The 24679-nt window shown below is 68.9% G+C and carries 15 protein-coding genes, 3 rRNA genes and 1 pseudogene; 8 read left to right on the top strand and 11 right to left on the bottom strand.

Features of this window, described 5'->3' with window-relative positions; translation table 11 throughout:
* Positions 1–177 precede the first annotated feature (177 nt).
* Both ACFQZ6_RS14175 and ACFQZ6_RS14180 read left to right on the top strand, forming a co-directional pair.
* Complete coding sequence (locus tag ACFQZ6_RS14175) at positions 178–750, top strand: GNAT family N-acetyltransferase (RefSeq protein WP_381608283.1); 573 nt, start codon at positions 178–180, stop codon at positions 748–750.
* A gap of 89 nt (positions 751–839) precedes the next feature.
* On the top strand, positions 840–2012 hold the full coding sequence (locus ACFQZ6_RS14180) for a winged helix-turn-helix domain-containing protein (protein WP_381608286.1): 1173 nt from the start codon (positions 840–842) through the stop codon (positions 2010–2012).
* 2 nt (positions 2013–2014) lie between these two features.
* Here the strand turns inward: ACFQZ6_RS14180 and ACFQZ6_RS14185 are convergent, their stop codons facing one another.
* From ACFQZ6_RS14185 to mtnA, 7 genes and pseudogenes are all read right to left on the bottom strand, one after another.
* On the bottom strand, positions 2015–2761 hold the full coding sequence (locus ACFQZ6_RS14185; protein ID WP_381608289.1) for a response regulator: 747 nt from the start codon (positions 2759–2761) through the stop codon (positions 2015–2017).
* Positions 2762–2962: 201 nt separating this feature from the next.
* On the bottom strand, positions 2963–3655 hold the full coding sequence (gene hpf / locus ACFQZ6_RS14190; protein ID WP_381608292.1) for a ribosome hibernation-promoting factor, HPF/YfiA family: 693 nt from the start codon (positions 3653–3655) through the stop codon (positions 2963–2965).
* 314 nt (positions 3656–3969) lie between these two features.
* Positions 3970–5021, bottom strand: a pseudogene (locus tag ACFQZ6_RS14195) (ComF family protein).
* Between the two features lie 193 nt (positions 5022–5214).
* The gene (locus tag ACFQZ6_RS14200) at positions 5215–7053 is read right to left on the bottom strand and encodes an LpqB family beta-propeller domain-containing protein (RefSeq protein WP_381608295.1); all 1839 of its coding nucleotides are present in this window, start codon (positions 7051–7053) and stop codon (positions 5215–5217) included.
* Positions 7054–7073: 20 nt separating this feature from the next.
* Entirely contained in the window at positions 7074–9173 is a 2100-nt protein-coding gene (gene mtrB, locus ACFQZ6_RS14205; RefSeq protein WP_381608297.1) for an MtrAB system histidine kinase MtrB, read from the bottom strand.
* A gap of 1 nt (position 9174) precedes the next feature.
* Entirely contained in the window at positions 9175–9864 is a 690-nt protein-coding gene (gene mtrA / locus ACFQZ6_RS14210; RefSeq protein WP_187283109.1) for a two-component system response regulator MtrA, read from the bottom strand.
* 4 nt (positions 9865–9868) lie between these two features.
* On the bottom strand, positions 9869–11011 hold the full coding sequence (gene mtnA, locus ACFQZ6_RS14215; protein ID WP_381608300.1) for an S-methyl-5-thioribose-1-phosphate isomerase: 1143 nt from the start codon (positions 11009–11011) through the stop codon (positions 9869–9871).
* A 140-nt stretch (positions 11012–11151) separates the two neighbouring features.
* Here mtnA and ACFQZ6_RS14220 point away from each other — a divergent pair, with 140 nt between their 5' ends.
* The 5 genes from ACFQZ6_RS14220 to ACFQZ6_RS14240 are packed head-to-tail and all read left to right on the top strand — an operon-like array spanning position 11152 to position 16786.
* The gene (locus tag ACFQZ6_RS14220; protein WP_381608304.1) at positions 11152–12540 is read left to right on the top strand and encodes a glycerophosphoryl diester phosphodiesterase membrane domain-containing protein; all 1389 of its coding nucleotides are present in this window, start codon (positions 11152–11154) and stop codon (positions 12538–12540) included.
* A 4-nt stretch (positions 12541–12544) separates the two neighbouring features.
* Positions 12545–13288, top strand: a complete 744-nt coding sequence (locus ACFQZ6_RS14225) for a DUF4129 domain-containing protein (protein WP_381608307.1) — start codon at positions 12545–12547, stop codon at positions 13286–13288.
* Positions 13285–14487, top strand: a complete 1203-nt coding sequence (locus tag ACFQZ6_RS14230) for a DUF4350 domain-containing protein (protein ID WP_381608310.1) — start codon at positions 13285–13287, stop codon at positions 14485–14487. The genes ACFQZ6_RS14225 and ACFQZ6_RS14230 overlap by 4 nt, the downstream gene beginning before the upstream one ends.
* Positions 14487–15476 carry an AAA family ATPase gene (locus tag ACFQZ6_RS14235; protein WP_381608314.1) on the top strand — a complete coding sequence of 330 codons (990 nt, stop codon included), beginning with the start codon at positions 14487–14489 and terminating at the stop codon, positions 15474–15476. Before ACFQZ6_RS14230 ends, ACFQZ6_RS14235 begins: the two co-directional genes overlap by 1 nt.
* Positions 15476–16786 (top strand): DUF58 domain-containing protein, encoded by a 1311-nt coding sequence (locus ACFQZ6_RS14240; RefSeq protein WP_381608317.1) that lies wholly within the window; start codon positions 15476–15478, stop codon positions 16784–16786. Before ACFQZ6_RS14235 ends, ACFQZ6_RS14240 begins: the two co-directional genes overlap by 1 nt.
* 85 nt (positions 16787–16871) lie before the next feature.
* Here the strand turns inward: ACFQZ6_RS14240 and rrf are convergent.
* The 4 genes from rrf to ACFQZ6_RS14260 all read right to left on the bottom strand — a co-directional run bounded on the left by rrf (position 16872) and on the right by ACFQZ6_RS14260 (position 23568).
* A 5S ribosomal RNA gene (gene rrf, locus ACFQZ6_RS14245) occupies positions 16872–16988 on the bottom strand.
* An 88-nt stretch (positions 16989–17076) separates the two neighbouring features.
* Positions 17077–20199: ribosomal RNA gene (locus ACFQZ6_RS14250) — 23S ribosomal RNA — on the bottom strand.
* A gap of 271 nt (positions 20200–20470) precedes the next feature.
* Positions 20471–21998: ribosomal RNA gene (locus tag ACFQZ6_RS14255) — 16S ribosomal RNA — on the bottom strand.
* Together the 16S, 23S and 5S rRNA genes form the textbook arrangement of a ribosomal RNA operon.
* A gap of 562 nt (positions 21999–22560) precedes the next feature.
* Positions 22561–23568 (bottom strand): stage II sporulation protein M, encoded by a 1008-nt coding sequence (locus tag ACFQZ6_RS14260; RefSeq protein ID WP_381608320.1) that lies wholly within the window; start codon positions 23566–23568, stop codon positions 22561–22563.
* 99 nt (positions 23569–23667) lie between these two features.
* On the opposite strand from ACFQZ6_RS14260, the gene ACFQZ6_RS14265 reads away from it, so the two are divergent.
* Positions 23668–24678, top strand: a complete 1011-nt coding sequence (locus ACFQZ6_RS14265; protein WP_381608323.1) for an RDD family protein — start codon at positions 23668–23670, stop codon at positions 24676–24678.
* The last annotated feature ends 1 nt before the right edge of the window (position 24679 follow it).

Consider the following 24679-nt stretch of genomic DNA (forward strand, 5'->3'; position numbering starts at 1 on the left):
ACCCGGCCACGCCGGGAGGTCTGCCGTGACGACGACAATGCGCTGTTTCACAGGGGACAACGTCCGGGCCACCCGGATAGTGCCGCACCACCCGAACGAATTCACCGACGGCGACCACCCGCTCACACACCGCCACACACATGGCGTCCCCACCCCACGCCCCGCCAGAATCAGCCGATGGACCCCGTCAGGCTCACCACCCCACGCCTCATCCTCCGCACGGTGGACTCCGACGACACCGACGCCGTGTACGCCGCCGCCCAGGACCCCGACATCCAGCGCTGGACGACCGTCCCCTCGCCCTACCTCCACGAGCACGCCGAGAGCTTCACCCGCCAACTCGTCCCCGAGGGCTGGGCCAACGACACCATGTTCACCTTCGGCGTCTTCCTCCCGCACGGCCCCCTGACGGGCATGATCGGCGTCACCATGCGCTCCCTCGGCGTCGCCGAGATCGGCTTCTGGGCCACCAAGGAACACCGCGGCCACGGCTACACCACCGAGGCCACCGTCGCCGCCGCCCGCTGGGCCTTCACCCACCTCGCCGTCGACCGCATGGAATGGCGCGCCGAGGTCGGCAACCACGCCTCCCGCGCGGTCGCCCGGAACGCCGGATTCACCCTGGAGGGCACCCTCCGCTCGGCCCTCAACAGCAGGGGCACCCGCCGAGACTCCTGGCTGGCCTCCCTCCTCCCCTCGGACCTGAACCTCCCCTCAACGTCCCCGTACCTCCCAGCCCCCACCACGTAGCCCCCGCACCCGGCTGCGGGCAGCCGCGCCGCCGCCCCCGCACACAAACCCACCCCCCACTGTCAGTGCCGCCGTCTATCGTGCCGACCATGACCACCCCGCGCCCCGCCACCACCCTCACCGCATCGGACGCCCGCCGCATCGCCCTACGCGCCCAGGGCTTCCTCGGCGCCCCCAACCGCCGCGCAGGCGCCCGCGGCGTCCTGCGCCACCTGGGCGCGGTCCAGTTGGACACGATCTCCGTCCTCGCCCGCTCCCACGAACTCGTCCCCTACGCCCGCCTCGGCGCCATAGGCCGCCAAACCGTCGAGCACGCCTACTGGAAGGACACCCACGCCTTCGAGTACTGGTCGCACGCCGCCTGCATCCTCCCCATCGAGGAGTGGCCCCACTTCGCCTTCCGCCGCCGCGCCTACCGCGACCGCCCCCACTGGCACCACGAACTCCCCGACGGCGCCTACGACCAGGTCATCAAGCAGCTCCGCGCCGAAGGCCCCCTCACCGCGACCGAACTCGGCGGCGCCAAGCGCACCAGCGAGTGGTGGGACTGGTCCGGCTCGAAGGTCGCCGTGGAACGCGCCCTGATGTACGGCGAGGTGGTCTGCGTCGAGCGCCGCGGCTGGAAGCGCGTCTACGACCTCGCGGAGCGCGCCATCCCGGCGCACCTCCTCCACGACGACCTGGACGACGCCGAGTGCCTCCGCCGCCTCGTCCGCCTCGCGGGCGAGGCGCTGGGCGTCGGCACCCGCGCGGACATCGCCGACTACCACCGCCTGAAGGCGGAACAGGTCGACGCGGTGATCGCGGACTCCGGCCTGGTCCCCGTCACCGTCGAGGGCTGGGGCAAGCCCGCCTGGGCGGACCCGGCGGCCCTGGCGACACCCCCGCGCGGACGGCACCGTACGACGCTGCTGTCCCCTTTCGACTCCCTGATCTGGGAACGCGCCCGCACCGAGCGGATCTTCGGCTTCACCCACCGCCTTGAGGCGTACGTCCCCAAGCCGAAGCGGGTGCACGGCTACTTCGCGATGCCCGTCCTGTCGGGCGGCCAGCTCGTGGGCCGCGTGGACCCGGCCCGCGAGGGCCGCACCCTGGTGGCCAAGCAGGTCAGCCTGGACGGTGTGAAGGCCGCCCCGGCGGTCGCCCAGGCCCTGGTCGAGGCGGCGACCTGGGTGGACTGCACGGACGTACGCGTCGAGCGGGTCAGCGCCCCGGAACTACGCGAACCCCTCATCAGGGAGCTGTCCCAGGCACTCACCTGACATCACCGGATCTCGAGGATCTTCTCCCGCATCGCGTACACCACGGCCTCCATCCTGGAGTGCAACTGCAGCTTCTCCAGGATGTTGCGCACATGGTTCTTCACGGTGTTCTCGGAAATGAACAACTCCTTGGCGATATCCCGGTTGTTCATCCCCGTGGCGACGAGCTTCAGCACCTCCAGCTCACGATCGGTGAGCCGCGGCGCCGGCACGAGCCTGCGCTCGTCGGTGCGCTGGATCATCGACTTGAACTCGGTGAGCAGTTTCGACGCCATCGACGGGCTGATCTGCGACTGCCCATCGGCCACCGCGCGGATGGCCGTGGCCACCTCGTCCGTCGAGATCTCCTTGAGCAGATAACCGGTCGCGCCCGCCTTGATCGCGTCGTAGAGGTCGGCTTCCTCATCGCTGATCGTCAGCATGATGATCTTCGCGCTGGGCGCCACCTCCTTGATGGAGGTGCACGCCTCGATCCCGCCCCGCTTGGGCATTCGTACGTCCATCAGGACGATGTCGGGAAGCAGGTCCGCCGCCTTCTCCACGGCCTCGGCCCCGTCGCCCGCCTCGCCGACGACCTGGATGTCCTCCTCGGCCGCGAGCACGATCTCCAGGCCACGACGGAAGAGGGCGTGGTCGTCCACGACCAGGACACGGATGGGCTCCGTGCGAGAAGAGCCCGCTTCCGGGCCCATGCCCGCGGCGCCGTCGTCGGCGTCCCCGTCATGCATCGGTCCGAAGGTGTCCGCCATCGTTCCTCCCCCTGAAGGCTGCGGCCTGGTCCTGTGCCATCGCCAACCCAAGGCAACGGCCCACCCGTTGGGCCGTTGCCGCCATGATTTCATGCCCGGACGACACCTCGGTGCCAGCGGTGCGCGAACTCGTCGCACACCGGTGCCCCTGGGGTCGCACACGCACTCCAGGGGCACCGGATCAGCCGTCACCCGGCGAGGTCAGCCGCCGAGCGCACCGCCCGTGGACGGCGGCTGGCCCTGGGCCACCATCGGGTCGGTGTTGAGGTGGATGACGCCGTAGTCGTATGCGTGCCGCCGGTAGACGACACTGGGTTCCTTGGTCTCGGAGTCGACGAACAGATAGAAGTCGTGCCCCACCAGCTCCATCTCGTAGAGAGCCTGGTCCAGGGTCATGGGGGCGGCGACGTGGGTCTTCTCGCGGACGACGAGGGGGCCTTCGCCCTTGATCTCCAGCGAGCCGATCTTCTTGGTCGGCACCGCGTCCGGCTCCTCCTCGGGGACGGCGGCGCCGTTGCCGTTCAGCGTGGCCACGCCCGGGACGTGGTCCGCGACCTCGGCTGCCGTCAGCCGACCCGCGCCTCGACGCGTGTACCGCTTGTCGTGCTGCTTGCGCAGCCGGGCCTCCAGTTTGTCCGCCGCCAGGTCGAGCGCCGCGTACGGATCGCTGGCCGATGCCTCCGCCCGGATGACCGGTCCACGGGAGCGGAGCGTGATCTCCACTCGGTCGGAACGGTCCGCCTGTCGGGGGTTGGGCTCCTTGGACACCTCGACGTCGAGGCTGATCACCTTGCCATCGAGCTTCTGGATCTTGTCCAGCTTCAGCTTCTCGGCCACGTGCTTGCGGAACCGCTCGGGCACCTCGGTCTTGCGGCCCTTGACGACGATGTCCACGCAGAACTCCGTTCCCGGATCGCTCCGCTCCAGTGGCGGAGCATCTCCCTTGTGCACCAGGTCCCGGTGGGCCCCGGGACCTCGGACTTGGTGACGTCCACCTCCTCCTCCCCCACGGGCGAGATCTCCACCCCACCGGCCCGGGTGATTACGGAAACCCGCGGCACGGCATTCGGATATGTGAGGTGTGGCCTGGGCCTTTCCCTCACAACCGAACATATCTCGCTCGGCCGGATGTCGTCACCCTCTACTGCCACGTACCTCCGTTCCGGTGAATTGACCCTCTTATTGCCTGCAACGACGCAGGTCCGCGGTCAGTTCCGGTTTATGGGAAAGCGGCGGGCGTCGCCGCGACCACCGCGGCGCACACCACATGGGCCAGGCCGTCCGACCCCGCCGTGCGCGCCCCGGCAGGCGACCGGTCCGCGCTTCCCTCAGCCGCTCCGGCACTCCCTTCCGCCGCTTGCGCGAGCCGTGCTTCAGTCGTGGTCCGTGCGGCCCGCGCGATCCGCGCGATCCGTGCGATCCGTGCCTCAGTCCTTTCCCGGGAGGCGGGTGCGTACACGACCGGATTCACTCGCGCGCCTTCTTCCTTGGGGGGTCCCCCTCCCTCCCCCTCCCCACCCACCCCCGCTCCCCACCCCACCCGCACAGCCCGAGCCCCCTCCGCCAGCGACGCCCCGGTCGTCATCAGGTCGTCCACCAGCACGACCGCCCTCCCCCGCAGCAGCCGCTCCCCGCCCGGCACCACGGTCAGCGCCCCGGCGAGGTTGTCCAGCCGCTGCCGCGAGTCCAGCCCGGCCTGGTCGGCCACGGCCCGCCGCTGCCGCAGCGCCGCCAGCACCCGCGCCGGTGTCCCGGTCCGCCGCAGCTCCCCCGCCGCGGCCAGCGCGACCCGCCGTACGGGGTCATGCCCCCGCGCCCGAACGGCCGCCCGCGCCGACGGCACGGGCACGAGCAGCACCTCACCGCCAACGGCGCCCTCACCGCCGTAAGCCACACCACCCGGCTCACCCGGTCGCCCCCACTGTCCTCGCCGCCCCCGTGTCGCTCCCTTCTCGCCGCCCCACGCATCCGCCAGCCCCGCCCGCACAGCGCCCGCCAGGGCCGCTCCGAGCGGCCGGGCGAGTGTCAGCGCGCCCCGCTCCTTGTGAGCCAGCAACACCGCACGCACCTCGTCCGAGTACCCCGCCGCCGCGTACACCACCGGCAACCCGCGTGGCTCCGGCTCCGGCCGCACCCGGCGCGGCTCGGCACCGCTCAGGGCCGCACGGCACTCCGGGCAGAGCACCGTGCGTGGCCGTCCACAGCCTCCGCAGTCGTCCGGCAGCACAAGTTCGGTGAGGTCCTGCCACCACCCCCGCATGGCGACCACTCTGCCAACATCCGTCCCGCCCGGCCACCCCTGTGGAAAACCTCTGTGGATAACTCGATGACCAGTAAGAACACCCGTGTAATGCCTGCGGAAAACCACGAACGGCCCCGCGGCCGGGCAAGCCAAGCGACCAGAGCCGAAGGAAGAGACCAGGCCCGGAACGAAAAGACGAACCCCGAGAACGTCACCCGGGATAAACCGGCGCCGCCCCTTCCTTGACCACCTTCTGCCACTGCGTCCCGGACTCCATCCGCACGATCCCGTCCTCCGACGAGAACGCCACCAGCGGCAGCCGCCCGTCCTCGGACGCGGCGATCTCCTGCACGCCGGTCAGCGCGTCAGGGGCGGGCCCCTCCGGGACGGAGCCGTCGATCTGGACGTAGCGCATCTGCTGCACGCCGTCCTCCTCGCGGCCGACGACCACGAGGCGGCTGTCCCCGGCCCACGACATGGCGGTGACCTCGGCCAGTTCGGGGGTCGCCGAGCGCAGTTCCCGGATCCGCACCGCGGACTGCTCCCCGACCCGCTCCCACTCGATCCGTCCGACGAGGAGTGACTGTTCGTCGTCCTTCTCGACGACGAGGGCGATCCGCACCCCGTCGGCGGCCACCCGCAGGGACTTGATGCGGCCGTCGAGGCCGGGAGTGCGCACTTCGAGCGGCTCGCCCTTGCCGTCGCGCAGCATCAGCAGCCGCGGGTTGCCGGGATCGCGGTCGGCGACCCACAGGTTGCCGTACGCGTCCCAGCTAGGCGCCGTGAGCCGGTCGGTCTCGGTCTTGCCCGCGCTGACCAGCACGGGGTCTCCGAGGGAGCCGCCGGAGGCGAGTGAGCCGACGTAGAGGGCCTTGCCGTCGAGTCCGACCCCGGCGGCGGTGTGTTCGTCCCGGGCGACCGCGGCCGACCGCAGTGGGGTGGCTCCCTCGCCGAGCGCGCCCGGTACGACCTCGGTGCTGGTGGTGCCGCTGTCGGCGGAGATGCGGACGAGCCGGTGCTTGCCGTCGAGGAAGTACAGGTAGTCGGCGTGCCGCGCCGAGCCGACGGCCGCGACGGCGGGCGCGCGGTCCTCTCGCAGCTCGCACAGTTTCCGGTCGCCCGCGCGGAGTTCGACCTCGTCCACCGCGGGGGTGAGGTTCTGCAGGGTGAAGAGGAGCTGGGCGGCCATCTCGTTGCACTTGGCGGTGCCGACCCGCGCGGCCTTGTCGTTGAGCGGCACGGTCAGCCGGTTCTGCTCGTCGGGGGTCAGGGTGGCCCCCTTCCGCAGTGCCGTGCCAAGCGGGAAGCTCGACCTTGCGACGGGTCCGAGCCAGTTGGTGGGCCCGTGGAGCAGGGAGCGCACGACCTGTGTCATGGGGTCCACGCGGCGGCGTACGTACACGGGGTCGGCGACGGCGGCGGGCTGTGCGGCGGCCCCGGCCTCGGCGTCGGCGGTGTTGGAGGCGAAGTAGTACTTGTCGACGGACATGTAGTTGCGCTGGAAGTCCGACTCACCGATGACGATGCCCTGCGGCAGTCCGTCGATGCGCCACTGTTCGCTCTTCTTGTCCCGGACGAGGTGCACCTGTCGGCTGTACTGCCCCTCGGCGGGCGCGTACGACTGCTCCGCGTCCACCAGGGCGATCTTGGTGCCGGTGAGGGTGAAGGAGTAGTGGTCGTCGTCCTCGGTGTCGCCGGTGAGGTCGGTGGCGGTGTCGGGGCCGTTGGCGAGGACGGTGGTGGAGAGTTCGGGCCGCCACTTGCGGGCGGCGTTCTCGGTCAGGTACTGGCGTGCCGTCTCGTACTGCGGGTCGTCGCTGGTCAGGGCCTCCAGGAAGCCCTGCATGATCTCGGAGGGCTCGGCGTCCTCCCGGGGCGGCATCGCGAAGACGCGCACCTGGGTGTCCTGCCGTGGGGTGGACTCCACGTCCCGCAGGTCCCCGTGGTCCGGCATCGAGGCGCACCCGGCCAGCAGTACGGCGCCACAGGCGGCGTACGCCAGCGCTCGCGCTCGTGCCCGGGGGGCGCCTCCCGCGCGCTCAGTGCCCACGAACAGTCTCTCCTCCGCGGTCAGCGCCCACGAAATGCCTCCCCTGGTTCCCGGGGCTGCTCCGCCCCGGTGTCGGCTGCGGTGTCGGCCTCGGCCGTGCGGTCCTGAGCGGTCCCGGCGGGCGGGGGCTGTGCGGCCCCGTGCGGGGGCTGTGCGGCGCCTGGGCGGGCCACCACGCGCGCGCCGCTGCCGGGCAGCGCGGTCGGGTCGGCCGCCGCGTTGACGGCCGCGAGGCGCGCGGCGGCTATCGGGTCGCGGGGCGGGGCCTGTCCGCCGCCGGTGGCCTGGGCGGGGACGGTCGCGGTCTTCTGCCCGTCGCGCGCCGTGGCGCCGTCGTGCGGGCCTCGGTGGGCTCCCCGGTTGCCGCGGGAGTCCTTGGGTTCGAGCGGTATGGGTGAGCCGCGCAGCGGCTCGTCCGCGGTCCGCGGCAGGGTGAGCCGGAACTGTGAGCCGCCGCCCGGCTCGCCCCACGCCTGGAGCCAGCCGCCGTGCAGCCGTGCGTCCTCCAGGGCGATGGACAGGCCGAGGCCGGTTCCGCCGGTGGTACGCGCGCGTGCCGGGTCGGCCCGCCAGAAGCGGCTGAAGACGCGGGTCGCCTCGCCGGGTTTGAGCCCGACGCCGTAGTCGCGTACGGCGACGGCGACGGCGCCGCCCGCGGCGGCGAGCTTGACGATGACGTCCCGGCCCTCGCCGTGCTCGACGGCGTTGACGACGAGGTTGCGCAGAACGCGTTCGACGCGCCGGGCGTCGGCCTCGGCGACGACGGGCTGCTGGTCGCCGAGCACCCGTATCCGGGTTCCCTTGCGTTCGGCGAGCGGTTCGGCGCCGCTGACGACCCGCCGTACGACCTCCCTGAGGTCTATCGGCTCGGCCTCCAGTGCCGCCGCGCCCGCGTCGAAGCGGCTGATCTCCAGCAGGTCCGACAGCAGGGACTCGAACCGGTCGAGCTGGTCGGCGAGCAGTTCGGCGGAGCGCGCGGTGACGGGGTCGAAGTCCTCGCGGGCCTCGTGGATGACGTCCGCGGCCATGCGTACGGTCGTCAGCGGTGTGCGCAGCTCGTGCGAGACGTCCGACACGAACCGGCGCTGCATCCGCGACAGGTCCTCCAGTTGCTGGATCTTGAGCTGGAGGTTCTGCGCCATCTTGTTGAACGCTTCACCGAGGCGCGCGATGTCGTCCTCGCCGGTGACCTTCATGCGTTCCTGGAGGCGCCCCGCGGACAGCCGTTCGGCGATGCCCGCGGCCATCCGCACCGGCGTGACGACCTGCCGTACCACCAGCCAGGCGATCGCCCCGAGCAGGACGACGACGAACAGTCCGGCGGTCGCCAGGGTGCCCTTGACCAGGCTCAGCGACTTCTCCTCCTGGGTGAGCGGGAAGAGGTAGTACAGCTCGTAGGGGTCGCCGTTGGGGTCCTCGACCTGTTTGCCGATGACGAGGGCGGGCTGGGAGGGCTTGTCGCCGTCGAGGTAGACGATGCGGGTGTAGCTCTGCGCGGCGACGGATCCGCTGTTGACGCGTGCGCGCAGGTCGGCGGGCACGCTCTTGTGGTCGACGCCGCCGGAGGCGCGCGGTCCGCGTCCGCCGCCGCTGTCGTCGCCGGGGGGCAGGGTGACCACGTCGAAGGCGCCCTGGCCGCCGCTGGAGAGCGAGGAGACGAGGTCGCTCATCCACTGGATGACGTTCTGGGAGGACTGGCCGTCCACCGGGACCTGTTTCTCACTGGTTCCGCCGCCCGCCTGTTCGGCGCGCTGCTTGGCCGCGGCGAAGCCGCCGGTGGCCTGGCTCTGCGATGCCTTGACCTTGGCGTCGAGCAGTCCGTTGCGCACCTGCCCGATGACGACGAAGCCGAGCAGCAGGACGACGCCGAGCGACATCAGCAGGGTGGTGACGACGACCTTGAGCTGGATGTTGCGGCGCCACAGCCGCATCACGGGCAGCAGCGGGCGGCGCACCCAGCGCAGCAGCAGCCGCAGGACGGGGCTGCCCTGTACTCCGCCGTTCAGGAGCCCGCCCTCCAGGAGGCCGCGCCAGCGCGAGCCCGCCGGGTCCGGGCCGACAGGCCGCCCCGCGCGGGCCCCGGACCGGCCGGGCGCCGAAGCGGCACTGTCACCGGACATGTCAGCTCGGCCCCGCCTTGTACCCGACACCACGGACGGTCACGACGATCTCCGGCCGCTCGGGGTCCTTCTCGACCTTGGAGCGCAGCCGTTGCACGTGCACGTTGACCAGCCGGGTGTCCGCCGCGTGCCGGTAGCCCCAGACCTGCTCCAGGAGCACCTCGCGCGTGAACACCTGCCACGGCTTGCGCGCGAGCGCCACCAGCAGGTCGAACTCCAGCGGCGTCAGCGCGATGGACTGCCCGTCCCGCTTCACGGAGTGCCCGGCCACGTCGATGACGAGGTCACCGATGGCGAGCTGCTCGGGTGCGGGCTCCTCGGACCTGCGCAGCCTGGCGCGGATGCGGGCCACCAGTTCCTTCGGCTTGAACGGCTTCACGATGTAGTCGTCGGCCCCGGACTCCAGGCCCACCACCACGTCGACGGTGTCGCTCTTGGCCGTGAGCATCACGATCGGAACCCCGGACTCCGCCCTGATCAGGCGGCACACCTCGATCCCGTCCCGCCCCGGCAGCATCAGGTCCAGCAGCACAAGGTCCGGTTTGGCCTCGCGAAAAGCGGCCAGCGCCTTGTCGCCGTCGGCTACGAAAGACGGCTCAAAACCCTCACCACGCAGCACAATGCCGAGCATCTCGGCCAGTGCGGTGTCGTCGTCGACGACAAGGACTCGTCCCTTCATAAACGACATCATCCCATTAGCTAATCGTTACCTGGCGTGACCTGGCACACAGCTCGGCGAGTGCCTCGCCCGTCACGGGTGAGACGACGCCCTCCTCGGTGACGATCGCCGTCACCAGCTCGGGCGGTGTCACGTCGAACGCCGGGTTGTACGCCTGGGTCCCCAGGGGTGCCACCGGTATCCCGCCTCCCGCTCCGGCCACCGGCACCTGAGGTGCTGTGATCTCGGTCACTTCGAATCCGGGGCGCTGTTCCACCTCGATCGACGCCCCGTCCGGCGTGTCCGCGTCCACCGTCGTCACCGGCGCCACCACGATGAACGGCACGTGGTGGTAGCGGGCGAGCACCGCGAGCGGATAGCTCCCGACCTTGTTCGCCACCGAGCCGTCGGCCGCGATCCGGTCGGCACCGACCAGCACCGCGTCCACCTCCCCGGCCGCGAACAGCGAACCCGCCGCGTTGTCGGTGAGCAAGGTGTACGCCATGTCGTTGCGCGCCGCCTCGTACGCCGTCAGGCGAGCACCTTGCAGCAAAGGACGCGTTTCGTCCACCCACAGCCGCCGCAGCTCCCCGCGCCGGTGCGCCGCGAGCGCCACCCCGAACGCCGTGCCCTCCCCGCCCGACACCAGCGCCCCGGTGTTGCAGTGCGTGAGGATCCGGTACCCGCCGCCGGGCAGCAGCTCCTCCAGCAGGGCCAGCCCGTGCTCCGCCATCCTGGCGCTGGCCTCGGCGTCCTCCCGGTGCAGCTGCCGCGCCGCGGCCAGCGCCGCCCCGGCCGCCCGCTCGGCGTCGTCACCCCGCGCGAGCGCGGCCCGGTAGGCGGCCTGCGCCCTGCGCACCCCCACGGCGAGGTTCACCGCGGTGGGCCGGGCACCCGCCAGCGCCGCCGCCGCGTCATCCACGTCGAAGCCGCGGACGGCGGCGAGCGCGACACCGTAGGCGCCCGCGATGCCGAGCACCGGCGCCCCACGCACGGCGAGCGAACGAATCGCCTCCACCAGCGCGGGCGCGTCCGTACAGACCAGCTCGACCTCCTCGGCTGGCAGCCGCGTCTGGTCCAACAGCACCAGAACGGGGCCTTCAGGTGGTTCTTCCCAACGGAGTACCGGAATCCCGGTCGGCCGCTTGTCCTCGCCGGATTGCGCGTGCTGATCAGCCATGCGGTCAGTCTGCCCGCTAACCGGCGGACAATTGAAGGTGCACAGCCCCTACCGCGGCCGGTCCCTCCCCGACCGCCCCATGGCACGATGTTGGCCAACCTGCCGCCGCACCCGCGGACGGGCACCGTGAAGGAGCGACGATGAACGACACTCCGGGCTGGGCCTCGCCCGGATCCGCCCCGTCGGACGGCCAGCAGCCGGGCACCCCCGGCGCCAGCGCCCCCGACGACCGCCCCGACGACGCGCCGCGGCCCGCGGCGCCCACGGAGCAGCCGGGCACGGACCCACAGGGCCCCGGTTCGAAGTGGTCCAAGGAGCAGCCGCCCCCCGCGCAGTGGTCCGCCCCCACCGGCCCGCAGGACCCCGCCCAGACGCCCCCGCCACCGCCCCCCGGCCCAGGCTGGGGCAACCAGCCCCCCGGCGGCCCCAGCGGCGGCCAGGGCGGCTGGGGCACCCCGGGCGGTCCCGGCGGCGGATACGGCGGCACAGGCGGCCCCGGCGGCGGCTACGGCGGCGCCTGGGGCACCGGCTGGGGCGGCCCCCCGCCCGCGGCAAAGCCCGGCGTGATCCCGCTGCGCCCCCTCGGCGTCGGCGAGATCCTCGACGGCGCCGTCTCCACCATGCGCACCTACTGGCGCACGGTGCTCGGCATCTCGCTGACCGTCGCCGTCCTCACCGAGATCATCGTCATCCTCGTCCAGGGCCTGTTCCTGAACGACTACGCCGACACCTCCGCCCTCGAAGACCCCAGCGCCACCTTCAGCGAACTCGCCAGCGCCATGGGCAGCGCCCTGCTCGGCTCCGGCGTCGTCTTCGTGATCTCCCTCGTCGGCACCGTCATCGCCACCGCCCTGCTCACCACCGTCACCAGCCGCGCCGTCCTCGGCCGCCCGGTGACCACCGGCGAGGCCTGGCGCGACGCCCGCCCGCAGGTGCTGAAACTCTTCGGCCTGATCATCCTGCTGATGCTCATCGCCGTCGGCGTGACCCTCGTGGGCATCCTGCCCGGCCTGCTGATCGCCCTCGCGGGCGGCAGCACCGCGGGCGCCGCGCTCGCCGTCCTGGGCGGCCTCAGCGCCGCCATCGTCGCCCTGTGGCTGATGATCCGCTTCTCCCTCGCCTCGCCCGCGCTCATGCTGGAGAAGCAGGGCATCAGGAAGGCGCTGGCCCGCTCCGCGAAGCTGGTGCGCGGCTCCTGGTGGCGGGTCTTCGGTATCCAACTGCTCGCCGCGATCATCGCGAACATCGTCGCGGCGATCGTCGTCATCCCCTTCACGTTCCTCGCCGCCGCCCTCAGCGGCGACGGCGTCGGCAGCTTCCTCGACGGCACCGGCGACTTCGGCTGGACGTTCCTCATCATCAGCGGCATCGGTTCGGTGATCGGCTCCATGATCACCCTCCCGATCACGGCCGGGGTCACCGTGCTGCTCTACATCGACCAGCGCATCCGCCGCGAGGCCCTCGACCTCGAACTGTCCCGCGCCGCAGGCGTCCAGCACCCCGCCCCCGGCACCACCCCCGGGAGCTGATGCGGTGTTCCTCGCCGGAGGAGTCCTCACAGCACTACCGGCGGCCCTGCCGACCGCCGACGACGAACCACCGCTGACGATCCCCCGCGACCCCGCGCGGGAGGCGGCCCGCCGCGAGCTGTCCAAACGGCTGTACCACGAGGACGACCCCGGCCTGTTCCAGCGCGCCCTCGACGCCTTCTGGGACTGGCTCGACGACCTCCTCAGCAGCGCCGCCTCCGTGACACCCGGCGGCACCGTCGGCCTCGTCGTCATCGTCCTGGCCGTCGTCGCGGTGCTCGCCGCCCTGTGGTGGCGCCTGGGCACCCCGCAACGCCAACCCGCCACCTCCGCCACCCTCTTCGACGACCGCCCCCGCAGCGCCGCCGACCACCGCGCCGCCGCCGAGGCACACGCCGCCCAACGCCACTGGAACCAGGCCCTCCAGGAACGCATCCGCGCCGTCGTCCGCGCCCTTGAGGAACGCGCCCTCCTCGACCCCCGCCCCGGCCGCACCGCCGACGAGGCAGCCGCCGAAGCGGGCCGCGCCCTGCCCGACCACGCCGACCGACTGCGCGCCGCCGCCCGCGACTTCGACGACGTCACATACGGCGGCCGGCCCTCCACCGAACAGACGTACCAGCGCGCCACCGCCCTCGACCGCGACCTGGACCGCGCCAAACCACAGCTCACCGCCAACAGCACCAGCGCCCAGACCCCAGCCAGCACGGACAGCGCGCCCCCCACCCGCCGGGGAGCCGCCGGATGACCACCGAGGCCACGCTCCCGCCCACCTCGGCCTCCCCCACCCCCCGCCAGGTGTGGACCCGCGCGCGAGGCATCGCCCTCGCCGCCGTACTCCTCCTCGTCGGCGCCGCCGTCATCGCCGTGATCCGCTCCGACGCCCGGCACGGCACCCTCGACCCACGCTCCGCCGACCCCCAGGGCAGCCGCGCCGTAGCCGAACTCCTCGCCGACCGCGGCGTGTCCACCCGCGTGGTCACCACCCTGGCCGAGGCCCGCGCCGCCGCGGCCCCGGACACCACCCTCCTGGTCGCCGTCCCCGACCTGCTGACGCACCGTCAACAGGACCTGCTGCGCTCCTCCGTCGCCGACACCGGCACCCGCACCGTCGTCATCGCCCCCGGCAGCCCCTCCGTCGAACGCCTCGCCCCCGGCACCACGGCCGACCCCGCCACCAGCCTCGAATCGGCCCTCGACCCCGACTGCCCCCTGCCCGCCGCCCAACGCGCGGGCACCGCCGACACCGGCGGACTGCGCTACATCACCACCCACCCCGACGCCGTCCGCTGCTACCCCAGCGAACGCCTCGCCACCCTCGTACAGCTCCCCGACCAGTCCGGCGACGGCGACACCATCGTCCTCGGCGCGCCCGACATCCTCTACAACGACCACCTCGACGAGCAGGGCAACGCCTCCCTCGCCCTCCAACTCCTCGGCTCCCGCCCCCATCTGGTCTGGTACCTCCCCTCACTCTCCGACGCCTCCGCCACCCCCGACGACGGCCAAAGCGACTTCTTCGACCTGCTCCCCTCCGGCTGGCTCTGGGGCACCCTGCAACTCCTCATCGCCGCGGCCCTCGCCGCCCTCTGGCGGGCACGCCGACTCGGCCCCCTGGTGCCCGAGAAACTCCCCGTCGCGATCCGCGCCTCCGAGACCGTCGAAGGCCGCGCCCGCCTCTACCACAAGGCGAACGCCCGCGACCGCGCCGCCGCCGCTCTCCGCTCCACCACCCGCACCCGCCTCGCCCCCCTCGTAGGCGTCCCCCTGCCCCAGGCCCACACACCCGAGGCCCTGCTCCCCGCACTCTCCGCCCGCCTCCGCGCAAACGGCGACGGACAGTCCCTGCACACCCTCCTCTTCGGCCCGCCGCCCAGCGACGACACGGCCCTGATCGCCCTCACCGACCAACTCGACGCCCTCGAAAGAGAGGTACGCCGTCCATGATGGACCCGACCACTGACAACGCCGGGCAGCCCGGCGACCCGGGCGACGCCCGAGCCGCCCTGGAAGCCCTGCGCGCCGAGATCGCCAAGGCCGTGGTCGGCCAGGACCCCGCCGTCACCGGCCTCGTCGTCGCCCTCCTGTGCCGCGGCCACGTCCTCCTCGAAGGCGTCCCCGGCGTCGCCAAGACCCTCCTCGTCCGCGCCCTCGCCGCCGCCCTCGACATCGACACCAAGCGCGTCCAGTTCACCCCCGACCTGATGCCGAGCGACGTCACCGGCTCCCTCGTCTACGACACCCGCACCGCCGAGTTCTCCTTCCAGCCCGGCCCGGTCTTCACCAACCTCCTCCTCGCGGATGAGATCAACCGCACCCCTCCGAAGACCCAGTCATCCCTCCTGGAAGCCATGGAGGAACGCCAGGTCACAGTGGACGGCACTCCCCGCTCCCTCCCGGAGCCCTTCCTGGTCGCCGCCACCCAGAACCCGGTCGAGTACGAAGGCACCTACCCCCTCCCCGAAGCCCAGCTCGACCGCTTCCTCCTCAAACTCACCATCCCCCTCCCCTCCCGCCAGGACGAGATCAACGTCCTCACCCGCCACGCCGAAGGCTTCAACCCGCGCGACCTGCACGCCGCGGGCGTACGCCCCGTGGCGGGCCCCGCGATCCTCGAAGCCGCCCGCACGGCAGTCGCCAAGACGACCGTCTCCCCCGAGATCACGGCCTACGTCGTCGACATCTGCCGCGCCACCCGCGAGTCACCGTCCCTCACCCTCGGCGTCTCCCCGCGCGGGGCCACCGCCCTCCTGGCGACCTCCCGCGCGTGGGCCTGGCTCACCGGCCGCGACTACGTCACCCCCGACGACGTCAAAGCCCTCGCCCTGCCCACCCTCCGCCACCGCGTCCAACTCCGCCCCGAGGCCGAAATGGAAGGCGTCACAGCCGACTCCGTCATCAACGCCGTCCTCGCCCACGTCCCAGTTCCCCGCTGATGGCCCTCACCGGACGCGCCGCACTCCTCGCGGCCCTAGGCTCCCTCCCCGTCGGCCTCTGGGACCCCAGTTGGACGGGCATCCTCACCGTCAACGCCCCCCTGGCTCTCGCCTGCGCCTGCGACTTCGCCCTCGCCGCCCCCGTACGACACCTGCGTCTGACCCGCTCCGGCGACACCTCGGTACGCCTCGGCGACCCCGCGGACGTCACCCTCACCCTCACCAACCCGTCCCGCCGCCCCCTGCGCGCCCAGCTCCGCGACGCCTGGCCCCCCAGCAGTTGGCAACCCGGCACAGAAGTCCCGGCCTCCCGCCACCGCGTCTCCATCCCCCCAGGCGAACGCCGCCGCGTCACCACCCGCCTACGCCCCACCCGCCGCGGCGACCGCCAGGCCGACCGCGTCACCATCCGCTCCTACGGCCCCCTCGGCCTCCTCACCCGCCAGGGCACCCACCGCGTCCCCTGGACGGTCCGCGTGCTGCCGCCCTTCACCAGCCGCAAGCACCTCCCCTCCAAACTCGCCCGCCTCCGCGAACTCGACGGCCGCACCAGCGTCCTCCAACGCGGCGAGGGCACCGAATTCGACAGCCTTCGCGAATACGTCCCCGGCGACGACACCCGCTCCATCGACTGGCGCGCCACCGCCCGCCAAACCACCGTCGCCGTACGCACCTGGCGCCCCGAACGCGATCGCCACATCCTCCTGGTCCTCGACACCGGCCGCACCTCCGCGGGCCGCGTGGGCGACGTCCCCCGCCTCGACGCCTCCATGGACGCCGCACTCCTCCTGGCCGCCCTGGCCTCCCGCGCGGGCGACCGCGTCGACCTCCTCGCCTACGACCGCCAGGCCCGCGCCCTCGTCCAGGGCCGCACCGCAGGCGATGTCCTGCCCGCCCTGGTCAACGCCATGGCAACCCTCGAACCCGCGCTCATCGAAACGGACGCCCGCGGCCTCACCGCCACAGCCCTCCGTACGGCCCCCCGCCGCTCCCTGATCGTCCTCCTCACGACCCTCGACGCGGCCCCCGTCGAAGAGGGCCTCCTCCCCGTCCTGACCCAGCTCACCCAACGCCACACGGTCCTCCTGGCCTCGGTAGCCGACCCCCACATCGCCCGCATGGCCAAGTCCCGAGGAACAACGGAAGCCGTCTACGAGGCCGCAGCCGCCGCCCAGGCCCAATCCGAACGCCACCGCACCGCCGACCAACTCCGCCGCCACGGCGTCACAGTCGTCGACGCGACCCCGGACGACCTGGCCCCAGCACTGGCAGACGCCTACCTGGCCCTAAAAACAACGGGACGCCTGTAAGGCAGGCGAGGTCCGCCCCCAAATGAATCCCCCTGAAACGCAGAAAGCCCCGCATCCGAAGATGCGGGGCTTTCCCTGAATAATTGTTCGGCGGCGTCCTACTCTCCCACAGGGTCCCCCCTGCAGTACCATCGGCGCTGTAAGGCTTAGCTTCCGGGTTCGGAATGTAACCGGGCGTTTCCCTCACGCTATAACCACCGAAACACTATGAAACTGTCAGCCACACCACGCCTGTAACAAACGTGGGGCCGTTCGTGGTTTCAGAACCAACACAGTGGACGCGAGCAACTGAGGACAAGCCCTCGGCCTATTAGTACCGGTCACCTCCACACGTTACCGTGCTTCCAGATCCGGCCTATCAACCCAGTCGTCTACTGGGAGCCTTACCCCATCAAGTGGGTGGGAGTCCTCATCTCGAAGCAGGCTTCCCGCTTAGATGCTTTCAGCGGTTATCCCTCCCGAACGTAGCCAACCAGCCATGCCCTTGGCAGAACAACTGGCACACCAGAGGTTCGTCCGTCCCGGTCCTCTCGTACTAGGGACAGCCCTTCTCAAGACTCCTACGCGCACAGCGGATAGGGACCGAACTGTCTCACGACGTTCTAAACCCAGCTCGCGTACCGCTTTAATGGGCGAACAGCCCAACCCTTGGGACCGACTCCAGCCCCAGGATGCGACGAGCCGACATCGAGGTGCCAAACCATCCCGTCGATATGGACTCTTGGGGAAGATCAGCCTGTTATCCCCGGGGTACCTTTTATCCGTTGAGCGACGGCGCTTCCACAAGCCACCGCCGGATCACTAGTCCCGACTTTCGTCCCTGCTCGACCCGTCGGTCTCACAGTCAAGCTCCCTTGTGCACTTACACTCAACACCTGATTACCAACCAGGCTGAGGGAACCTTTGGGCGCCTCCGTTACCCTTTAGGAGGCAACCGCCCCAGTTAAACTACCCATCAGACACTGTCCCTGATCCGGATCACGGACCCAGGTTAGACATCCAGCACGACCAGACTGGTATTTCAACGACGACTCACCGCGAACTGGCGTCCGCGTTTCAAAGTCTCCCAGCTATCCTACACAAGCCGAACCGAACACCAATATCAAACTGTAGTAAAGGTCCCGGGGTCTTTCCGTCCTGCTGCGCGAAACGAGCATCTTTACTCGTAGTGCAATTTCACCGGGCCTATGGTTGAGACAGTCGAGAAGTCGTTACGCCATTCGTGCAGGTCGGAACTTACCCGACAAGGAATTTCGCTACCTTAGGATGGTTATAGTTACCACCGCCGTTTACTGGCGCTTAAGTTCTCAGCTTCGCCTGGACGAATCCAAGCTAACCGGTCCCCTTAACGTTCCAGCACCGGGCAGGCGTCAGTCCGTATACATCGCCTTACGGCTTCGCACGGACCTGTGTTTTTAGTAAACAGTCGCTTCTCGCTGGTCTCTGCGGCCACCCCCAGCTCAGGAAGCAAGTTCCCTCACCGGAAATGGCCCCCCTTCTCCCGAAGTTACGGGGGCATTTTGCCGAGTTCCTTAACCATAGTTCACCCGAACGCCTCGGTATTCTCTACCTGACCACCTGAGTCGGTTTAGGGTACGGGCCGCCATGAAACTCGCTAGAGGCTTTTCTCGACAGCATAGGATCATCCACTTCGCCACAATCGGCTCGGCATCAGGTCTCAACCACATGTGCGACGGATTTACCTATCGCACGGCCTACACCCTTACCCCGGGACAACCACCGCCCGGGATGGACTACCTTCCTGCGTCACCCCATCACTCACCTACTAACCGCTTGGTTCAGCGGCTCCACCACTCCCAGAAACAGCAAAGCTGAAACCGGGCGGCTTCACGGCCTTAGCATCACGATGCTCGATGTTTGACGCTTCACAGCGGGTACCGGAATATCAACCGGTTATCCATCGACTACGCCTGTCGGCCTCGCCTTAGGTCCCGACTTACCCTGGGCAGATCAGCTTGACCCAGGAACCCTTAGTCAATCGGCGCACACGTTTCTCACGTGTGAATCGCTACTCATGCCTGCATTCTCACTCGTCAACCGTCCACAACTCGCTTCCACGGCTGCTTCACCCGGCAGACGACGCTCCCCTACCCATCACAGCGGGCGTTAGCCCTCATGCTGCAATGACACGACTTCGGCGGTACGCTTGAGCCCCGCTACATTGTCGGCGCGGAATCACTAGACCAGTGAGCTATTACGCACTCTTTCAAGGGTGGCTGCTTCTAAGCCAACCTCCTGGTTGTCTCTGCGACTCCACATCCTTTCCCACTTAGCGTACGCTTAGGGGCCTTAGTCGATGCTCTGGGCTGTTTCCCTCTCGACCATGGAGCTTATCCCCCACAGTCTCACTGCCGCGCTCTCACTTACCGGCATTCGGAGTTTGGCTAAGGTCAGTAACCCGGTAGGGCCCATCGCCTATCCAGTGCTCTACCTCCGGCAAGAAACACACGACGCTGCACCTAAATGCATTTCGGGGAGAACCAGCTATCACGGAGTTTGATTGGCCTTTCACCCCTAACCACAGGTCATCCCCCAGGTTTTCAACCCTGGTGGGTTCGGTCCTCCACGAAGTCTTACCTCCGCTTCAACCTGCCCATGGCTAGATCACTCCGCTTCGGGTCTTGAGCGCGCTACTGAATCGCCCTATTCGGACTCGCTTTCGCTACGGCTTCCCCACACGGGTTAACCTCGCAACACACCGCAAACTCGCAGGCTCATTCTTCAAAAGGCACGCAGTCACGAGAGTGAAGCAAGCTCCACTCCGACGCTCCCACGGCTTGTAGGCACACGGTTTCAGGTACTATTTCACTCCCCTCCCGGGGTACTTTTCACCATTCCCTCACGGTACTATCCGCTATCGGTCACCAGGGAATATTTAGGCTTAGCGGGTGGTCCCGCCAGATTCACACGGGATTTCTCGGGCCCCGTGCTACTTGGGTGTCGCACAAGCAAGCCGCTAATGTTTCGACTACGGGGGTCTTACCCTCTACGCCGGACCTTTCGCATGTCCTTCGCCTACATCAACGGTTTCTGACTCACCGACCAGCCGGCAGACTGATCAAGTGCGATCCCACAACCCCGTATGCGCAACCCCTGCCGGGTCTCACACACATACGGTTTAGCCTCATCCAGTTTCGCTCGCCACTACTCCCGGAATCACGGTTGTTTTCTCTTCCTGCGGGTACTGAGATGTTTCACTTCCCCGCGTTCCCTCCACACTGCCTATGTGTTCAGCAGCGGGTGACAGCCCATGACGACTGCCGGGTTTCCCCATTCGGAAACCCCCGGATCAAAGCCTGGTTGACGACTCCCCGGGGACTATCGCGGCCTCCCACGTCCTTCATCGGTTCCTGGTGCCAAGGCATCCACCGTGCGCCCTTAAAAACTTGGCCACAGATGCTCGCGTCCACTGTGCAGTTCTCAAACAACGACCAGCCACCCGTCACCCCGCCACTCAGGCGAGTTCACTGGGACCGGCACTGAGAGAAGTTCATTCCCTCAGACACCCAACAGCGTGCCCGACACGTCCTCTCAGCCCTCCCTGTGTTCCACGCCGAAGCAGTACTAACAGAAGAAGCCTTCAAGACCGTGCCGAGTAGTCAACGTTCCACCCATGAGCAACCGTGCAAGACATGCGCTTGCAGTCGGCTATGTGCTCCTTAGAAAGGAGGTGATCCAGCCGCACCTTCCGGTACGGCTACCTTGTTACGACTTCGTCCCAATCGCCAGTCCCACCTTCGACAGCTCCCTCCCCGCAAGGGGGTTGGGCCACCGGCTTCGGGTGTTACCGACTTTCGTGACGTGACGGGCGGTGTGTACAAGGCCCGGGAACGTATTCACCGCAGCAATGCTGATCTGCGATTACTAGCGACTCCGACTTCATGGGGTCGAGTTGCAGACCCCAATCCGAACTGAGACCGGCTTTTTGAGATTCGCTCCACCTCACGGTATCGCAGCTCATTGTACCGGCCATTGTAGCACGTGTGCAGCCCAAGACATAAGGGGCATGATGACTTGACGTCGTCCCCACCTTCCTCCGAGTTGACCCCGGCGGTCTCCTGTGAGTCCCCATCATCCCGAAGGACATGCTGGCAACACAGAACAAGGGTTGCGCTCGTTGCGGGACTTAACCCAACATCTCACGACACGAGCTGACGACAGCCATGCACCACCTGTACACCGACCACAAGGGGGACCCTGTCTCCAGGGTTTTCCGGTGTATGTCAAGCCTTGGTAAGGTTCTTCGCGTTGCGTCGAATTAAGCCACATGCTCCGCCGCTTGTGCGGGCCCCCGTCAATTCCTTTGAGTTTTAGCCTTGCGGCCGTACTCCCCAGGCGGGGAACTTAATGCGTTAGCTGCGGCACCGACGACGTGGAATGTCGCCAACACCTAGTTCCCACCGTTTACGGCGTGGACTACCAGGGTATCTAATCCTGTTCGCTCCCCACGCTTTCGCTCCTCAGCGTCAGTAATGGCCCAGAGATCCGCCTTCGCCACCGGTGTTCCTCCTGATATCTGCGCATTTCACCGCTACACCAGGAATTCCGATCTCCCCTACCACACTCTAGCCAGCCCGTATCGACTGCAGACTCGGAGTTAAGCCCCGAGCTTTCACAATCGACGTGACAAGCCGCCTACGAGCTCTTTACGCCCAATAATTCCGGACAACGCTTGCGCCCTACGTATTACCGCGGCTGCTGGCACGTAGTTAGCCGGCGCTTCTTCTGCAGGTACCGTCACTTTCGCTTCTTCCCTGCTGAAAGAGGTTTACAACCCGAAGGCCGTCATCCCTCACGCGGCGTCGCTGCATCAGGCTTTCGCCCATTGTGCAATATTCCCCACTGCTGCCTCCCGTAGGAGTCTGGGCCGTGTCTCAGTCCCAGTGTGGCCGGTCGCCCTCTCGGGCCGGCTACCCGTCGTCGCCTTGGTGAGCCGTTACCTCACCAACAAGCTGATAGGCCGCGGGCTCATCCTTCACCGCCGGAGCTTTCCACCATCAAAGATGCCCAAGATGGTCGTATCCGGTATTAGACCCCGTTTCCAGGGCTTGTCCCAGAGTGAAGGGCAGATTGCCCACGTGTTACTCACCCGTTCGCCACTAATCCACCCCGAAGGGCTTCATCGTTCGACTTGCATGTGTTAAGCACGCCGCCAGCGTTCGTCCTGAGCCAGGATCAAACTCTCCGTGAATGTTTACCCGTAATCGGGTGCAACACCACAAGAGCGGTGCAAGAGGAGGAATAATCCTCTCGCACACAGCGTCCTCGCTGTGTTTGTTCTTCAAAGGAACCTCGCCCCAACTCATACGAGTCGGAGACGGGGTATCAACATATCTGGCGTTGACTTTTGGCACGCTGTTGAGTTCTCAAGGAACGGTCGCTTCCTTTGTACTCACCCTCTCGGGCTTTCCTCCGGGCGCTTCCCTTCGGTCTTGCGTTTCCGACTCTATCAGATCTTTTCTCGACCCGATTTCCTCGGCGCTTTCCAGGTGTTCGCTTTCGCGTTTCCCTTTCCGGCGGTTCCGACTTTATCAGACGTTTTGCGCCGGTCAGACCGGCCATTCGTTCCGATTCATCGGGAGGGGGCTTCGCTGGAATCAATGTTCTCGGAAGCCGATAGATTCTGCTTGGTTGCCCAGTGGGACTACATCCACTTCCAGGCAACTGTTCGAATCTACCTCCCCGCAGGGGCCGTGTCAACAGCTCCCTTGGGGCGAAGAGGAGATTAGCAGGTCACTGGCCGCCAACGCACATCAAGCCGCTACTGGCACGGTGCCGCTGCGTTCTGCTGCCTCCACGTCGCCCGTCTGGCCGGTCCGGGCGGCCCGGCCGCCGAGGACGAAGACGTAGGCCAGGAAGGCCAGCTCCGCGGCGACTCCGATGGTGATGCGGGCCCAGGTGGGGAGGCCGGACGGGGTGACGAAGCCTTCGATGGCGCCGGAGATGAAGAGGACCAGGGCCAGGCCGATCGCCATGCCGACGGCGGCTCGGCCCTCCTCTGCCAGGGCCGTGCGGCGGGTGCGGGGGCCTGGGGCGATCACGGTCCAGCCGAGGCGCAGTCCCGTGCCCGCGGCCACGAAGACGGCGGTGAGTTCCAGCAGGCCGTGTGGGAGGACCAGGCCGAGGAAGGTGTCGAGGCGGCCAGCGGAGGACATCAGGCCGAAGCCGACGCCGAGGTTGAGCATGTTCTGGAGGAGGATCCAGAGGACGGGGAGGCCGAGGAAGATGCCCAGGACCAGGCAGAGGGCGGCGGCCTGGGCGTTGTTCGTCCAGACCTGGGCGGCGAAGGAAGCGGCGGGATTGCTGGAGTAGTACGTCTCGTACTCGCCGCCGGGGCGGGTGAGCTGGTGTAGCTCGCTGGGGGCCGCGATGGAGGACTGGACCTCGGGGGTGGTGCCGATCCACCAGCCGAGCAGGGCCGCGACGAGCGTGGACAGCAGTGCCGTGGGAACCCACCAGTGACGGGAGCGGTAGACCGCCGCGGGGAAGCCGTGGATGAGGAAGCGGGTCACGTCCCGCCAGGAGGCGCGGCGGGTGCCTGTCACGGCACTACGCGCGCGTGCCACCAGTTGGCTGAGGCGGCCGGTGAGCTGGGGGTCGGGGGCGCTGGACTGGATGAGGGAGAGGTGGGTGGCGGTGCGCTGGTAGAGCGCGACGAGTTCGTCGACCTCGGGGCCGTTGAGGTGGCGCTGGCGCCGGAGCAGGGCGTCGAGGCGGTCCCACTCCGCCCGGTGGGCGGAGACGAAGACGTCGAGGTCCATCGGTGTCGCTGCTCCTCAGCTTGTCGTACTGCGGCGCGGTAGGTCCTCAGCTTGGCAGACTGGCGGTTCTCGGGGCAGGCCAGGGGAAGGACGACGGGCGTGAATGAGCTGGTGACGGGTGAGGCGGTGGCGCTTGAGCTGCGGCCCGCGAGGCTGCCCAGCAGGGCGCTGGCCGTTCTGCTCGATCTCGTGGTGGCCATGGCGGCGTACATAGCCGTGACGGTGGTGTTGGTCATGTCCACCGCCTCGTTGGACGAGGCCGCGCAGTTCGCGCTGTCGATCGCGACGTTTCTGCTGGTGCTGGTGGGCGGGCCGATCGCGGTGGAGACGCTCAGTCATGGGCGGTCGCTGGGGAAGATGGCGTGCGGGCTGCGGGTGGTGCGGGATGACGGGGGGCCGATCCGGTTCCGGCACGCGTTGGTACGTGGGGCGATCGGGGTGGTGGAGATCCTGCTGACGTTCGGGGTGATCGCCTGTATCGCCTCGTTGGTGTCGGCGCGGGGGCGGCGGCTCGGGGATGTGTTCGCGGGGACTCTCGTCGTACGGGAGCGGGTGCCGCAGTCGCGGACCGGGTTCGTGCCTCCGCCGCCGCCGTGGTTGGCGGGGCGGTTCTCGGGGCTTGATCTGTCGGCGGTGCCGGATGGGTTGTGGCTCGCCGTGCGTCAGTACCTGACGCGGATGCAGCAGTTGGACCCGCAGGTGGGCTGGGCCATGGCGGAGCGGTTGGCGGGGGATCTCGCGGGGCGTACGGGGGCTCCGGTGCCGCCGGGGGTGCCGCCTGCCGCGTATCTGGCGGCGGTGGTGCAGGAGCGGCAGGCGCGGGAGGCGCGGCGGGCTTTCGGGGCGGGGGCGGGGCACGGGGGTGGAGGCGTCGAGGGGCGGCCGGGAGTGTCGTCGATGTCCTCTGTGCCGCCTGTGCCGCCTGTGCCGCTTGTGCCTTCTGTGCCGTCCGTGCCGTCTGCGGTGTCTCCATCGGTGCCGGTACCTCCTGCGGGGGCGGGGGCAGGGTCCGGTGTGCCTCCTGTATCCCCGTCCTCCGTGTCCGCGGTGCAGGAGGAGGGGGAGTCGGGTACGCGGCGGTCCGGGACCGGGTTCGCTCCGCCCGCGTAGG

Source organism: Streptomyces flavalbus (genome assembly GCF_042674625.1).
Classification (GTDB): Bacteria; Actinomycetota; Actinomycetes; order Streptomycetales; family Streptomycetaceae; genus Streptomyces; species Streptomyces flavalbus.

Excerpts from the sequence above, each read along its gene's own strand:
- ACFQZ6_RS14175 (WP_381608283.1), top strand. The coding sequence starts at position 178 with ATGGACCCCGTCAGGCTCACCACCCCACGCCTCATCCTCCGCACGGTG.
- ACFQZ6_RS14180 (WP_381608286.1), top strand. The coding sequence starts at position 840 with ATGACCACCCCGCGCCCCGCCACCACCCTCACCGCATCGGACGCCCGC.
- ACFQZ6_RS14185 (WP_381608289.1), bottom strand. The coding sequence starts at position 2,761 with ATGGCGGACACCTTCGGACCGATGCATGACGGGGACGCCGACGACGGC.
- mtrB (WP_381608297.1), bottom strand. The coding sequence starts at position 9,173 with ATGTCCGGTGACAGTGCCGCTTCGGCGCCCGGCCGGTCCGGGGCCCGC.
- mtrA (WP_187283109.1), bottom strand. The coding sequence starts at position 9,864 with ATGATGTCGTTTATGAAGGGACGAGTCCTTGTCGTCGACGACGACACC.
- mtnA (WP_381608300.1), bottom strand. The coding sequence starts at position 11,011 with ATGGCTGATCAGCACGCGCAATCCGGCGAGGACAAGCGGCCGACCGGG.
- ACFQZ6_RS14220 (WP_381608304.1), top strand. The coding sequence starts at position 11,152 with ATGAACGACACTCCGGGCTGGGCCTCGCCCGGATCCGCCCCGTCGGAC.
- ACFQZ6_RS14230 (WP_381608310.1), top strand. The coding sequence starts at position 13,285 with ATGACCACCGAGGCCACGCTCCCGCCCACCTCGGCCTCCCCCACCCCC.
- ACFQZ6_RS14235 (WP_381608314.1), top strand. The coding sequence starts at position 14,487 with ATGGACCCGACCACTGACAACGCCGGGCAGCCCGGCGACCCGGGCGAC.
- ACFQZ6_RS14240 (WP_381608317.1), top strand. The coding sequence starts at position 15,476 with ATGGCCCTCACCGGACGCGCCGCACTCCTCGCGGCCCTAGGCTCCCTC.
- ACFQZ6_RS14260 (WP_381608320.1), bottom strand. The coding sequence starts at position 23,568 with ATGGACCTCGACGTCTTCGTCTCCGCCCACCGGGCGGAGTGGGACCGC.